Raw genomic sequence first — 13,786 nt, forward strand, 5'->3', positions numbered from 1 at the left:
TACAAAAACAAAACTATTTAACTTTAAAGTAGCCAGTATTAAACAAAAAATATACATTTGTATTTGAATTAGGGGGCGGCTAATCAGGTAAAACCTGAATTAGCCAAAATTGAAGAGTAATAGAAAACGCTTTAGCGCCTAAGCATATTTAGTATAACGAAATAGTAAGTAAGAAAAGGGAATTAATAATAAAAAGTGTGTGCCTATAAGCTCGGGTGTAGATAAGTTTAAATATTGAGTAATAAACACCAATAAACTTGCCCCACTCATTTGCATCGCTCCTAAAAGAGCTGAGGCGGTGCCAGCTTGCTTAGGGAACAGACTTAAAGCTCGTCCAGCGGCAGAGCCAAGTGTTAAAGCAAAACCAAAGGCAGCAATAAACATAGGGATCATTAATGCTAATGGGGTTTTATATTGGCTTAATAACAACATAAGTAAGCCGGCACTCACTAGCACTAAAAGGCCTATTTTTAAGGCTCTTTTAGGTTGGCGTTTAATGTAAATAGGCATAATAAAACTAGCAAGAATACTAAGCACTGCATTGAGCGAGAACCAAAAGGTAAAGTCGGCTACGCTGCCACCTAATTCAGTAATGAGCCAACCAGGAGCCAGTGTTACAAACACTAATATGGCTGACATAGTGACCATACATAGCAGGCTATTAAATAAAAATAATGGGGTTGAAATGATGGGGAAAAAGCGTCTTAAATCTAAAATATGCCCCTGGTAATGACTGTCTGCTGGTCGTGTTTCCCTAAACAAGAATAAGGTGACAATAAACCCCAGTAATGCAAAACCGGTTAAAAATAGAAAGTTCATTTGCCAACCAAACTGTACGGTTAGCCAAGCACCTAAAATGGGCGCTAATGCTGGAATAAAGCAAACTATACCGTTTAGATAGGTAATTATTTGGCCACTGCGTTCACTACCAAACTTATCTCTTACTATTGCAAAAGCGACAACAAAGGTAGCGCACGCGCCTAACCCTTGAATAGCACGAGCAAACATCAGTACTAAAAAGCTAGGAGCATAATATGCACCCAATGCCGCCAGTCCATACAAAGCGACCCCAGTTAAGGCGACGGGCTTTCTGCCAAAACGATCAGCGAGTGGACCTGCAATTAATTGCCCCAAACCAACAGTAAGCATAAAAATAGCCACCGTTTGCTGTACTTGCTTTTCGCTCACTGAGAATTGCTCTGCGATAGTGGGAAAGGCAGGCAGGTAAATATCAATGCCCATCGGACAAAAAATGACGAGTAACGCTAAGATAAGTAATAAAGTAAAATTGGGTTTAGCGGGCTGTGTATGCATCAGGTCTCCTTTTGTCGGTATTTTAAGTGGCGACTGATGAAAAAGAAAGGGCTTATGGCCGATGTATCAGCCAAGTTACCTACTTTTAACCTTATTATGATTATTTTTGTTTAAGTATCACACTTCTTTAAACTGATCCGATGTGTTAATTTGCTTTTTAAGCAAAGACAATGGAAAAATAATAATGAGTAATGAGTCTGCATTAATTAAAACATGGCATAAATTTAAAAAGTGGCCATGCGGTAACTGGCTTTTCAGTAAAGCCGTGTGTTTCAAGGCACCTTATTTTGGCTCTATGAAACCCACTATTTTAGATTTAAAAGCAGGGCACTGTAGTGCAGTGGTTAAAAACACACGCCGTGTACATAATCATATTGGAACAATTCATGCGATTGCTCAATGTAATTTGGCTGAGCTGTGTGCAGGAGTAATGGTGGATGCGACGGTACCGCATAAAACACACCGTTGGATACCTAAAGGTATGACAGTACAATATTTAGCTAAAGTAGACACAGACGTTACCGCGATTGCTGAAATTGAGTTACCTCATCAATGGATTGATAAAGAAGATTTAGTGGTGCCGGTAAAGCTTTATAATATCCGAAATGAGTTGGTGTTTACTGCAGATATAACCATGTACATCACAAAGAAGAAGTAATTGCTAAATTATATTTTTATATAAAGCACTAAAAACAATGGTTTAGTTTATTGACTAAACCATTTTTTGTTCAGGTTTAACTTTTTGCAGTAGACGACTTGTTTACAAACGAAAGGCCACTGTCTTCATTATCAACAATGGCTTTTAGATCGTTAACCGGTTTTGGTTTATCTTTAGCATGCTCAATGACTTCTTTTTCAAAGCGCTGCTTTAAACTACCTTCAATAATCGCACCGGCTTCTATGCTTAGTGTGTCATGAAAAATATCGCCAAGTACATGGGCATTATTTTCGATCTCCACTTCGCTTGCATTTAAAGAGCCTATGATTTTACCTTTAACAACAACGCTGCTCGCCTCAACAACGCCTTCAACAACACCGGAGGAGCCGATAACTAAATGCTCAGCTTTAATATCACCGTCAATACGTCCATCGAGTTGCACTTCACCTTGGCTAACTAAAGAGCCTGTAATACGCACATCGTTAGAAATAATTGAGGGAGTATGACTCACTCGCTTGATTGATGAGTCCGTTTTTGCTTGTTTATTTTTACCAAACACGAGAAAGCGCCTTTGTTATTTTTAGTGGATTGACATGCTTGTCGTCTATTAATACTTCATAGTGTAAATGAGTACTTGTACTTCTTCCGGTACTGCCCATTAAACCAATGACATCGTGCTTTGCAACAACTTGGCCTTTTTTAACATTAACTTTGTTTAAGTGACCAAAGCGCGTTACAACGCCATTTTTATGTTCTAATTCAATAAAGTTACCATAACCACCATTGCGCCCAGCTCGGCGTACCGTTGCATCGGCAGGGGCAAAAATTTCTGTTTTATGCCATCCAGCTAAATCAACGCCTTTATGAAATGCGCGTCTTTTATTCATGGGATCTTTTCGAAGCCCAAAGTTGCTCGAAATATAATATTTTGCGGCAGGTAAGGGTAATGTGTTCGGCAAGGCGGTTAAAAAGTTTTCTAGCTGATTTAAAACAAGCAACTTATCGGCAATGGCTAAAAATGTATTGGGTATTTTACTTTCATCAAGTATGTCCAGCGGGCCACCTTGCGCCGTTGTTTGTGCCGCTAAGGCGAGGTGCTGTGCAAGTGCATTTTCGAGACCTGTGTCTTGCAATATCTCTAAAATAGCGTCGTGGCGTTGATTAATTTGCGCAGCTAATAAGGTAAAATTAGTATCGTATTGCTGGTTTAATAAAGTGTAGCGCTGCTCAAAACTGGTGGCATTATTGTCGGCCTGTTTGTTTTGTGACTTGTCATCTTCGAGCGGTTCATGGAATTCGCTCTCGCTCTCATTTATAGGGGAGGAGTCAAGCTCACCCTCTAATTTAATGGCGTCTTTGCTAATAGAAGCAGGCAATGATTCAATCATACCTTGTAATAAAGCTTGTTTTTGTTCTAGTTCAGCTAACTGTTCTTGTTGTAATGCATAGCGTTGCTGCTGCTGCTTTACTTTTTGCTGCCACTGCGCTTGCTTATCAAGTTGAGTTTGTTCGATATGAGATATTTGGTGTGTTTGCATATACACACGAATACTAGAGACACTCATCCACACAATAGCGGTGATAATAATAGCGAGTACAGAAACTTGTAACCACGGCGCCAAAACCACATGCTTTACTTCGCCATTTTGGCGAATAAGCAGCTGGCGAGCTGGGAAGCTTTTATGAAAAAAAGATTTTATGAATACAGACATGTCACATATATACTGGCTATTAACGGATTCAAGATAACAATTTCAACTAAAAAAGCCAGAAAAAAATTGTAACTATGGCTTAATTAATAAAAAAGGGGGCTTATTCGGCCACCCTTTTTTACTAGTTTATTGATTTTGCAATTATTTTGCTGGCAGTACCGTACTCTCTACGGAGCCGAAGCCAATACGTGCAAAACCTTCTTTTTCACACCAGCCACGCATTATCACGTTGTCGCCGTCTTCCAAGAAGCTACGCTGTTCGCCGTTGCTTAAAGTAATCTTTTCTTTACCACCACGAGAAAGCTCAAGTAATGAACCCGCTTCTTCATGAGTTGGGCCTGATTGCGTTCCAGAGCCCAGCATGTCACCTGGCATAAAGTTACAACCGTTTACCGTATGGTGAGTCACCATTTGTGCCACAGTCCAGTAAGAATGCTTAAAGCTAGATTTAGATACTTGTGTTGGGTTGTAGCCTTCATCACGCATTTTTTGCGTTTGAATTTTAACATCCATTTGAATATCAAATGCGCCTTGATCACGGTTAGCCGTTGATTCTAAATATTCCAATGGTTGCGGATCATTTTCATCACGCGTCCAGCTTGTTCTAAATGGTGCAAGTGCTTCGGTAGTTACAATCCATGGTGACACGGTTGATGCAAAGTTTTTTGCTAAAAATGGACCAAGCGGTTGGTATTCCCATGCTTGTAAATCACGTGCTGACCAATCATTGAAAACACAAAAGCCAAACACATGTTTTTCAGCATTTTCAATGGCAATAGCATCACCCAGCTCATTACCCTTACCCAAGTAAATACCCAGTTCAAGCTCGTAATCAAGACGCTTACACGGACCAAATGAAGGTACTTCTGCGTCTGGCGCTTTAGTTTGTCCTTTAGGGCGATGAAACTGCTGCCCAGACACGCCAATAGATGACGAACGACCGTGATAACCAATCGGTACCCACTTGTAATTCGGTAGCAGTGGGTTATCAGGGCGGAATAAACTACCTACGGCCGTAGCATGATAAATCGAGGTGTAAAAGTCGGTGTAATCGCCAATGCGACACGGCAGAGCAAATTCAATCTCGCTTTGCGCAATAAGTGCGTGTGTAAGTTGTTCTTGATGCTCAGAACCTTCACGTAATGCTTTCGATAATGCTAAACGTAGGGCTGACCAATATTGCTCACCCAGACCCATAAACTCATTTAGTGTAGGATTACTTGCTGCAGCAATGGCGACTTGAGCATCGCCACTAAAAATAGCGAGTTCATTTACTTTTGCTAAATCAATAACCTGATCGCCAATGGCAACCGCGCCTCGGAAAGCTTCGTTGCTATTTTTGCGACGTACTTCGGCAAAAGGTAGATTTTGGATAGGGAAGTCGCATTGTGCATCATTTGCTGATGCAACCCAGCTAGTTAAATTTATATCATGGGTTTCGTTAATTAAACTCATTACATTTCCTTTGGTTTAGTTGATCGCGCATATCAATTTATTAAATAAGAACATAGCACCAGCAAGTTTTAAATATCTACTAGTTATATGGTGATGAAAAGCGCGATTTAAACACGCAAAGAGAGATAAGCTCTCTTAGTTACGATTAAACGACAAAAGCAGCGAAATACGCTGCTTTTTAGAGTCATAATTTTAATTATAAAACGCCGCGGCGTTCTTGATCTCGCTCGATTGATTCGAACAGCGCTTGGAAGTTACCTTCACCAAAGCCACCATCGTCAACACGTTGAATCATCTCAATGAAGATAGGGCCAAATAAGTTTTTAGAGAAAATTTGCAATAAGTAGCAATCTTCGCTTTGGCTATCAACCAGGATTTGATGCTCACGAATCTTTTCTTTGTCTTCTTTAACCCATGGTACACGGTCAAAAATAGTATCGTAGTACTCAGGGATAATATCTAAAGTGGCGATAGTTGATTTATCTAACTTATCAAGTGAACTCACTAAGTCGTCAGTTAAAAAGGCTAAATGCTGTACACCTGGACCATTGTATTCACCTAGATATTCATCAATTTGGTTATTGTCGTTACCTTTACCTTCATTGATTGGAATAGAGAAAGTGCCACAAGGTGATTTTAATGCATAAGAGAGTAAGGCTGTTTTTTGGCCTTTAATATCAAAGTAGCGCACTTCGGTAAAACCAAACACGTCTTTATAAAAGTTAGCCCATGTTTCCATTGTGCCTTTATATACGTTATTGGTTAAGTGGTCGATACGTAAGAACCCTTTATCATTAACGACGTTTTGCTCAGCTAAATCTTCAAAGTCGTTTGCGTAGATAGAGCCTTTATCGCCAAACTGTTCAATAAAGTATATTAAGCTGTCGCCAATGCCGTAAATAGCAGGGTACGGTAAGTCTTTATTTGCTGCATCAGTAGCAGGCTTAGCGCCACGCTCAACCGCTGCTTCAAACGCCGCTTGAGCGTTCTCTACGCGCCAACCCATAGAACAAATTGCTGGGCCATGATTTTTAGCAAATTCAGCTGAAAAACCATCGCGTTCATTATTTAGTAAAAAATGAATATCGTTTTGGTTGTAATAAACAATGTCTTTACCTTTGAATTTTTTTAACTTTGAAAAACCAAAATCGGTAAACACTTTATCCATGTAATCGGCATCGGGTGTTGCGTACTCGGTAAATTCAATACCAACCAAACCTAAAGGGTTATTTACTTCACTCATTATAATTACTCCCGCAATTAAGCACTGCGATTATTAGTTATCGTATTGCCTGCATGATTAACCAGATTGGTGTTTTGGGGAAGAGGGTGTTGTTATTTAGTAAATAGCGCGTGTGTAAATTTTACGAGACGGTTATCAAAGTATGTTGTTTATTTACATACGAGCAGGTGAAAGTAAAAATTAGGAAGCGAAATGAAAGTGCGGATTTTCTTATTAAATTATTGATTATTAATAGTTTAATTTAATTTATTTATATGTGTTATTAGTTTTTTTGCGCTTAAAAAAGTGCGGTTTTTGTATTTTATTATTTACACTTTTAATGAGTTTGGTTAGCTGCGATATATATAAAATCAAAGAGTATTGATGGTTTGCTGCTATAAACTCGTTTTGCACAGTGATGAGGTATAAATAATAAACGGCTGAATGTAAAAATTGTGTGGTTTAATCTAGCGCCCATAAAAATACCCCCTGCAGTTAACTACAGGAGGTATTTGATATCATTTATCAAAGCTCATAATTATGCGTGTGATAAATCTAAATTATTGTGTTGGTGCGGTTTGTTCTAAACCTTGTTTTTCCCATATTTTAGCTTTAAAACTCATCAGTACTAAGATGATACCTACACCGATACTAAATAAGGCAATTTGTAGGTAAAGGTTCGGGATTTCTTCAACATTGTTAGGATCAAAGTTACCAGCAAGTAATCCTGAAATAACGTTACCGATAGAATATGTAAGTACGAATACCCCCATCATTTGACCAGTAAAGCGGCGAGGCGATAACTTACTTACAGCGCTCAATGCAACTGGGCTTAAACAAAGCTCACCCACTGTGTGTAAGAAATACGTAGTAACAAGCCAATAAGGTGCTACTTTTAAGCCTTCAGCAGCATAGTGTGCTGCCATAAACATTACTAAAAAGCCTGAAGCCATAATAACGAGGCCCAACGCACATTTTACGCTGTAAGTAGGCGAGACCATTTTTTTAGATAAATTAATCCAAAAAGCGGCAAAGAATGGCGATAGCGCAATAATGAACAATGAATTTAGAGATTGGAACCAAGTCGTTGGAATTTCAAATGTGCCAACCAGACGGTCTGTGTAGTCACGAGCAAACAGATTTAATGAAGAACCGGCTTGTTCAAAGCCAGACCAAAAACAGGCTGAAGCGACACAGACTAAAAATAGCGCCCACATTCTTTGTTTTTCAGCATCGGTTAGTTTGCCTTTGAAGTATATAAGGCCAAAGTAAACGAAAAAGATAACAGTAAATATAACTGCGGTGTACCCTGCAACAATCGATGGGTTAATGACAATAGCACCTGTCATCGCAGCAGCGGTAACACCGGCGGTCGCGATAACAAATGCAGCAATACCGCCCCATGCGCGCGAAGTACCTTTAGGGCTTAATGGGTTAGCAGGTAATGCGCTGTGATCTGGTAAGTTTTTAAGTGTGCGCTTGTATTGAATTAAACCAATACCCATACCAACAGCCGCGGCACCAAATGCCCAGTGCCAACCTACGTTTTCCATAAAGTAACCACACACGTAGTAACCAATTAAAGAACCTAAGTTAATACCCATGTAGTAAATAGCGAAACCACCATCACGGCGCTCATCTTCGTCAGTATAAAGCTGACCAACCATGGCACTGATATTAGGTTTAAGTAAACCAGTACCTGTTGCAACAAAGATCAAACCAATGAAAAATGAATATTCATGTGGCACGGCTAAGATAATATGGCCACACATGATAATAATACCGCCATACCATACTGCTTTTTGGCCACCAAACAATCTATCTGCTAACCAACCACCAGGTAAACCTAAAAAGTATACTGAACCTGTGTATAAGCCATAAATTGCAGCAGCAGAAGCAACGGTAAATCCTAGGCCTTCTTGTTGTAAACTTGCTGTCATAAATAATACGAGCATCGCTCGCATACCGTAGTAACTCATTCGTTCCCACATTTCTGTGAAAAACAGGGTTGAAAGTCCTTTAGGGTGACCAAACCAGCCACTGTCAGAATTTGAACTCATATTTACTTCCTAATTCATTATTGTTTTGATGACCTTGTGGTTTTTTATTTAGCTAAATTTTTACTCATAAAAAGTATAATAAATGCTCGATCATCAGTGTTTTTTATGCAGCTAAGGTAATGGTTTGCTAAACGCAGCTATACGTTTAGGTAAGAGTCACACCCTTATCCTAGTTACAATTGCGCCTAAGTATACATAGACCTTTGTGCGAGGGGAAGCGTTGAGCGCGCTATCATACATCGGTTATGTAATTGTTAAATACCAGTGTGTGAACCCCTATTTGCTGCAGTAAACACCTAAACTTATCAAAAAATATCTTTAACATCATAGGTAACATTGTCATACCAACGTTATCTTTAACACTGTTTAAATACAGCTTGAAAAATAAATAAAAGCTTTGTTTTACGGGTGGTTACAGCTACTAAATTTTTAATAATAGTTAACCTTTACTACTTTAATTTAATAATCACCACTTAGATTAAACATGAGCGAATATTGGCGTATGGACAGTAATGATTCGCTCATTGCAGCATATAATTTATACAAGGCCAGCTAGACTAAATTGAGTTGCAATAACCCCGACTTTTAGTGAACAGCCAAGCTTGAATTCGTTAAGTGCTTGAAAAAGCCCTCTAGTTAGTAAAAAAACATTTTTTCGTCCAAATTTCTTTACAATAAACTATGCTCGTAAACAGAGTTAGCGTATTATTCACGCCAACTAGTTTTTCCTTACCTGAGGGTGTATGCGTTTAGATATTCACTGTGCAGACCGAGTTGGTATTGCTCAAGAGATTCTTAATATTTTAGTTAGCTACAATGTTGACTTGAAAGGAATTGAAGTCGACTCAGTTAATTGTCGTATGTATGTGAGTTTTCCTGAGATTGAATTTGAACAATTTCAAAAAATTATGCCGTCTATTCGCTTAATCGATGGTGTACATGATGTACGCACAACCGCGTTTTTACCGTCTGAACGTGAGCACAACGAACTTAACACCTTATTAAGAGCACTTCCTGATGGCGTTATATCTATTGATGCTAAAGGGTGGGTGCGCCTGTGTAACGACGCAGCCTGCAAAGATTTACAATTAACAGAAAAAGAAGTCACCGGTGCTAATATTAATAATTTGCTCAAAGGCTTTAACTTTACCCGTTGGTTAGAGGGCAAAGAAGTACTGGGGCAAACCACGCGTGTTGAAGTAGCAGGTGAAGACTTTATTGCCGATATTCTGCCTATTGCGGTCCCTCAAGGTAGCGAAGGCGATGTGTTAGCGGGCGCGGTAATTAATATAAAATCGCAAAGCCGCCTAGGTCAGCAAGTGAGTGCGTTTAGACGCTATGGCCAAGAAAGCTTTGCGACAATTCACAATTTTAGTACGGCGATGCGTCGTGTTGTACGCGAAGCGCGAAAAATGGCGCAACTTGAAGCCCCTATTCTTATCACCGGTGAAACCGGCACAGGTAAAGAGTTATTAGCGCGAGCTTGTCACTATGCATCTAACCGCTCAGTAAAGCCGTTTATCGCTTTATCGTGTGCCTCATTACCAGATGATGTTGCCGAGTCAGAGCTTTTTGGTTACGCCGGATATGAAGAAAATGCAGCGCCTAAACGCGGTGTACTTGAACAAGCGGATGGTGGAACAGTATTTTTAGATGAAGTGGGTGAAATGTCGACTCAGCTCCAAACTAAATTACTGCGCTTTTTACAAGACGGTACGTTTCGAAAAGTAGGCGACGAAAACGAAGTTAAAGTAAATGTTCGCATAGTTGCTGCTACCCAAAAAGATTTACCTGCAATGGTGCAAGAAGGCGTATTTAGAGAAGACTTATACTATCGCATTAATGTACTAACGTTAGAAATTGCACCACTGAGAGATCGTAAAGCCGATGTTGGCCCACTTGCTGAGCACTTTATTCAAAAATATGCGCAGCAAAATGGCCATACTGTGCCTGAGCTATCTGAAGAATGTTTAACGTTTTTACAAGATTACCCATGGCCAGGTAATGTGCGCCAATTAGAAAATGCTATTTACCGTGCGGTATCGTTGTTAGAAGACAGTGAATTGCGCGTTGAGCATTTACAACTGCCGACCTTTACCCATGATTTAGGCTATTTAGAGTCTGATTTTGAGGGCTCGCTTGATCAAGCGGTTAAGCGTTTTGAAGCCACCTTACTGCGTAAGCTTTATCCTGCCTATCCTAGCTCTCGTCAGTTAGCTAAACGCTTGGGACTAAGTCATACTGCAGTGGCTAATAAATTGCGTGATTACGGCATTAACCGCAAAACGGTTAAAGTTTAAAGATAGATACCCAAATATCCTCATTTAGTGATTGATTCCTTGGTTTAAAAACAACCAAAGGTGTCAATCGCTATGATACACTGATAAAAACTCAACTGGTAAGACCTCTACTGTGAACTTATATTTTAGACTGCTGCTGTTATTTTTTAAAATTAAACGTAATCGTGACTATCAATCGCTGTTAGATACGGTTGATATAGACTACAAAGCATTACCTAGTGACTGCGATATTAATTTGCATTTAACCAATTCACGCTATTTAGCGATGATGGATTTATCGCGTACCTGGATGACTGAACGGGTTGGTTTGCTTAAGCAAATAATGAAACGTCGTTGGTTTCCTATTGTTAATGCGACAGCCATTACCTACATCCGCGATATTAAGCCAATGCAGCGCTTTACCATTAGTACCCGTTTAGTCGGCTGGGATCATAAATACTTTTACATTGAACAAAAGTTTCATTCTGAGCGGGGCTTACATGCCATTGCTTATGTGCGCGGCGTGTTTAAAAGTAAGAAAGGGGTGGTCAGTGTTGAGCATATGCTCGAGGTTGCAGGCTTTGACGGAGTTGCCCCCATTTTACCGGCAGAAATAATTCACTGGAAAGAAATGCTTGAGCAAAAAAAAGTAAATAACTTACCTCGTTAATTACATGCAAAAAAAAGGCCTTACGGCCTTTTTAACACACACATAATCGTTATTAGAACGAGTATTTAAGACCAAACATGGCAACAACAGGGTCAAGTGACACGGTTGATGTTAATGCTTTTGCGCCATTAGCATAAACAGTCGCATCAGTATCAATATCCATGATAGATACCATAGCGTGTAGGCCCCATTTTTCATCAATCTTGTAGTTAGCACCTACTTGAGCAACAAAACCAAATGAATCATCTAGTTTTACTTCTACATCGTTAGTTCCTAACGTTGCTTTAAGTGCTGCAGAAGGCTGTTCGTCAAAGAACGTCGTATAGTTAATTCCCACACCTACAAACGGACGAAGTGCATAGCTGCTATCTAAAAAGTGGTACTGTGCAACCAGTGATGGTGGTAAATGTTTAATATCAGCAATTTTATTACCAGCTAAACCACCAGTACCTTCTACATCATGAGAAAACGGCGTTGCTGCAATAAGCTCTAATACCCATTGGTCGTTAAATGCGTAATCTACAGTAATACCTAACTGAGTATCTGAGTCGCCTTTTAAGCCAAGAGTAGGTGCTTCGTTAATTTTTGAACCATCGTTATCTGGATTAACATTAATTGCGCCAACATTAACACTAAAGTTAGCGTGTGCTGCAGGAGAAAGAGCCAGTAAAGAAGTAAGTATTGCAATGCTTAGTTTAGTTTTCATGTTGTTCTCCGTGAACTACTGTGTGACTATTTGTTGATTGAGGCTATTATTGCTCGAGGTTAAAAATAAAAACCTGTTCTAGATCAAAGTTTCAAAAGCGGATGAGTAAAGAGCCTCTATTTATTGATTTAGATTAAACTTTTACTTAATTAGTGCTTAAAAATTATTGACTGATCACTTAAATACAAGCCACAAACGAAGTATTTATAATATAATCAGCAGTTTTGTTAAACTAAGGCTATGTTCACGGTTTAATAAAAGTAAGCGACCTCATGACTCCCTCTGGTCAACTATATCTTCAAGGCTCCATTGCTAAATCGCTGTTGAAATTAGGTATTCCTATTATCCTCATTAATATATTGCAGTCGGCTTATCAGCTTACGGATGCATTTTGGGTTGGGCGATTAGGGGCTGCGCAAGTGGCTGCTGTATCTATTAGTATGCCTGTCACATTTTTAGTCATTGCTATAGGCTCTGGGCTTGCAATGGCCGGTGCTATATTATCGGCGCAATACATGGGCGCAGGTCAACAAGATAAAGTGAACCATGTTGCAGCGCAAACGGTGTTAATGGTTGCATTTACCGCCTTAGTGTTAGGGCTCTTAGGTTATATACTTTCCCCATACTTTTTAAAACTGCTAGGCGTTGAGCCGGCGGTTTACAGTGATGCGCTTAAGTTTATGCATGTGTCCTTTATTGGCGTTATTTTTGTGTTTATTTACGCCATGTTCCAATCGCTAATGCGGGGCATTGGGCAAACTAAAGTACCTTTAATCATAGTTAGCACCACAGTGTTACTTAATTTTATACTCGATCCCTTATTTATTTTTGGTTACGGCCGCTTTGAAGGGCTTGGCGTTATGGGCGCTGCGCTGGCGACTTTGGTTACACAAAGTTTAGCGGCGCTTGCGGGCATTATTATATTTTTACGCGGTCGCCATGGCATTCAATTACAGCTAAAAAGTTTTTATCCCGATTGGCAATATATGAAACGGGCTTTTTTCTTAGGGGCGCCTGGCTCTATTGAATTATCAACACGTGCTTTTGGCTTGATCATCATGTCATTTTTAGTGGCAAACTTTGGAACCGTTACTATTGCGGCTTATGGCGTGGGCTCTAATATTTTGCAAATGGTGATGATCCCTGCCATGGGTTTATCAATGGCGGTATCAACCTTGGTGGGGCAAAATATGGGCGCCGGAAATATTAAACGGGCTGAGCAAATAACGAAGCTTGCCAGTATGTGGGGATTAATAGGCCTTTCTTTTGTTGGGGGTATTGCTTACGTGTATGCTGATACGCTGGTGGCATTTTTTATTCCCGAAGATAACAGTGTAATAAGTAAAGGCGCGCAGTTTGTTCAAGTGATGTGTTTAAGCTGGGGGGGAATTGGTGTTCAGCTTTGTATTGTTGCTGCTTTTCGTGCCTCTGGGAATATGCTTAATGCCATGATTATCGCGTTATTATCACAATGCGTGGTGCAGTTTCCTGCCGCTTATATTCTTTCTAATCACACTTTGCTTGGCGATCAGGGAATATGGTATTCGTTTGCAATTACGAACATAACCATCGCACTGATAGCGTTCGCTTGGTTTATGCGTGGCGCATGGAAAAAAACCAGATTAACCAAAGAAGATAAACACATTGTGCAGGTGACACGAGAAACATTAATAGAAGAGGGCACACGTTAGCCTGTATTTTCATAATGCG

11 protein-coding genes are annotated in these 13,786 nt (G+C 39.8%); 4 read left to right on the forward strand and 7 right to left on the reverse strand.

Translation table 11 applies throughout. The features are described 5' to 3' along the window. Positions 1-138 precede the first annotated feature (138 nt). Entirely contained in the window at positions 139-1,314 is a 1,176-nt protein-coding gene (locus tag QMA00_RS01385) for a multidrug effflux MFS transporter (protein WP_076921471.1), read from the reverse strand. 184 nt (positions 1,315-1,498) lie between these two features. Between QMA00_RS01385 and QMA00_RS01390 the strand changes: the two genes are divergently transcribed. Then, complete coding sequence (locus tag QMA00_RS01390; protein ID WP_076921474.1) at positions 1,499-1,972, forward strand: hotdog fold domain-containing protein; 474 nt, start codon at positions 1,499-1,501, stop codon at positions 1,970-1,972. A gap of 76 nt (positions 1,973-2,048) precedes the next feature. On the opposite strand, the gene QMA00_RS01395 is transcribed toward QMA00_RS01390, so the two are convergent. The 5 genes from QMA00_RS01395 to QMA00_RS01415 all read right to left on the reverse strand — a co-directional run bounded on the left by QMA00_RS01395 (position 2,049) and on the right by QMA00_RS01415 (position 8,421). After that, positions 2,049-2,531: a polymer-forming cytoskeletal protein gene (locus QMA00_RS01395; protein WP_290155564.1), complete on the reverse strand. Its 483-nt coding sequence runs from the start codon at positions 2,529-2,531 to the stop codon at positions 2,049-2,051. Continuing rightward, positions 2,521-3,684: a M23 family metallopeptidase gene (locus tag QMA00_RS01400; RefSeq protein ID WP_290155567.1), complete on the reverse strand. Its 1,164-nt coding sequence runs from the start codon at positions 3,682-3,684 to the stop codon at positions 2,521-2,523. Before QMA00_RS01400 ends, QMA00_RS01395 begins: the two co-directional genes overlap by 11 nt. A gap of 141 nt (positions 3,685-3,825) precedes the next feature. Continuing rightward, positions 3,826-5,139: a fumarylacetoacetase gene (fahA, locus tag QMA00_RS01405; RefSeq protein WP_076921480.1), complete on the reverse strand. Its 1,314-nt coding sequence runs from the start codon at positions 5,137-5,139 to the stop codon at positions 3,826-3,828. A gap of 196 nt (positions 5,140-5,335) precedes the next feature. Continuing rightward, the gene (gene hppD, locus QMA00_RS01410) at positions 5,336-6,382 is read right to left on the reverse strand and encodes a 4-hydroxyphenylpyruvate dioxygenase (protein ID WP_016899429.1); all 1,047 of its coding nucleotides are present in this window, start codon (positions 6,380-6,382) and stop codon (positions 5,336-5,338) included. Between the two features lie 539 nt (positions 6,383-6,921). Further along, positions 6,922-8,421 (reverse strand): peptide MFS transporter, encoded by a 1,500-nt coding sequence (locus tag QMA00_RS01415; protein WP_013464455.1) that lies wholly within the window; start codon positions 8,419-8,421, stop codon positions 6,922-6,924. Positions 8,422-9,164: 743 nt separating this feature from the next. Here QMA00_RS01415 and tyrR point away from each other — a divergent pair. Together tyrR and QMA00_RS01425 are read left to right on the forward strand one after the other, a co-directional pair. Then, the gene (gene tyrR, locus QMA00_RS01420) at positions 9,165-10,721 is read left to right on the forward strand and encodes a transcriptional regulator TyrR (protein WP_076921482.1); all 1,557 of its coding nucleotides are present in this window, start codon (positions 9,165-9,167) and stop codon (positions 10,719-10,721) included. 112 nt (positions 10,722-10,833) lie between these two features. Then, positions 10,834-11,370, forward strand: a complete 537-nt coding sequence (locus QMA00_RS01425; protein ID WP_016899430.1) for a thioesterase family protein — start codon at positions 10,834-10,836, stop codon at positions 11,368-11,370. Positions 11,371-11,422: 52 nt separating this feature from the next. Here the strand turns inward: QMA00_RS01425 and QMA00_RS01430 are convergent, their stop codons facing one another. After that, positions 11,423-12,076, reverse strand: a complete 654-nt coding sequence (locus tag QMA00_RS01430) for an OmpW family outer membrane protein (protein WP_013464458.1) — start codon at positions 12,074-12,076, stop codon at positions 11,423-11,425. A 272-nt stretch (positions 12,077-12,348) separates the two neighbouring features. Here QMA00_RS01430 and QMA00_RS01435 point away from each other — a divergent pair, with 272 nt between their 5' ends. Then, positions 12,349-13,767: an MATE family efflux transporter gene (locus QMA00_RS01435; RefSeq protein WP_076921484.1), complete on the forward strand. Its 1,419-nt coding sequence runs from the start codon at positions 12,349-12,351 to the stop codon at positions 13,765-13,767. Positions 13,768-13,786: the final 19 nt, after the last annotated feature.

It is taken from the genome of Pseudoalteromonas sp. APC 3694 (assembly GCF_030407565.1).
Lineage (GTDB): Bacteria > Pseudomonadota > Gammaproteobacteria > Enterobacterales > Alteromonadaceae > Pseudoalteromonas > Pseudoalteromonas tetraodonis.

What these genes read in the sequence shown, in the direction of transcription:
- QMA00_RS01435 (WP_076921484.1), top strand. Translation starts at nt 12,349, where the DNA reads ATGACTCCCTCTGGTCAACTATATCTTCAAGGCTCCATTGCTAAATCG.
- QMA00_RS01415 (WP_013464455.1), bottom strand. Translation starts at nt 8,421, where the DNA reads ATGAGTTCAAATTCTGACAGTGGCTGGTTTGGTCACCCTAAAGGACTT.
- QMA00_RS01400 (WP_290155567.1), bottom strand. Translation starts at nt 3,684, where the DNA reads ATGTCTGTATTCATAAAATCTTTTTTTCATAAAAGCTTCCCAGCTCGC.
- hppD (WP_016899429.1), bottom strand. Translation starts at nt 6,382, where the DNA reads ATGAGTGAAGTAAATAACCCTTTAGGTTTGGTTGGTATTGAATTTACC.
- QMA00_RS01390 (WP_076921474.1), top strand. Translation starts at nt 1,499, where the DNA reads ATGAGTAATGAGTCTGCATTAATTAAAACATGGCATAAATTTAAAAAG.
- QMA00_RS01430 (WP_013464458.1), bottom strand. Translation starts at nt 12,076, where the DNA reads ATGAAAACTAAACTAAGCATTGCAATACTTACTTCTTTACTGGCTCTT.
- QMA00_RS01385 (WP_076921471.1), bottom strand. Translation starts at nt 1,314, where the DNA reads ATGCATACACAGCCCGCTAAACCCAATTTTACTTTATTACTTATCTTA.
- fahA (WP_076921480.1), bottom strand. Translation starts at nt 5,139, where the DNA reads ATGAGTTTAATTAACGAAACCCATGATATAAATTTAACTAGCTGGGTT.
- tyrR (WP_076921482.1), top strand. Translation starts at nt 9,165, where the DNA reads ATGCGTTTAGATATTCACTGTGCAGACCGAGTTGGTATTGCTCAAGAG.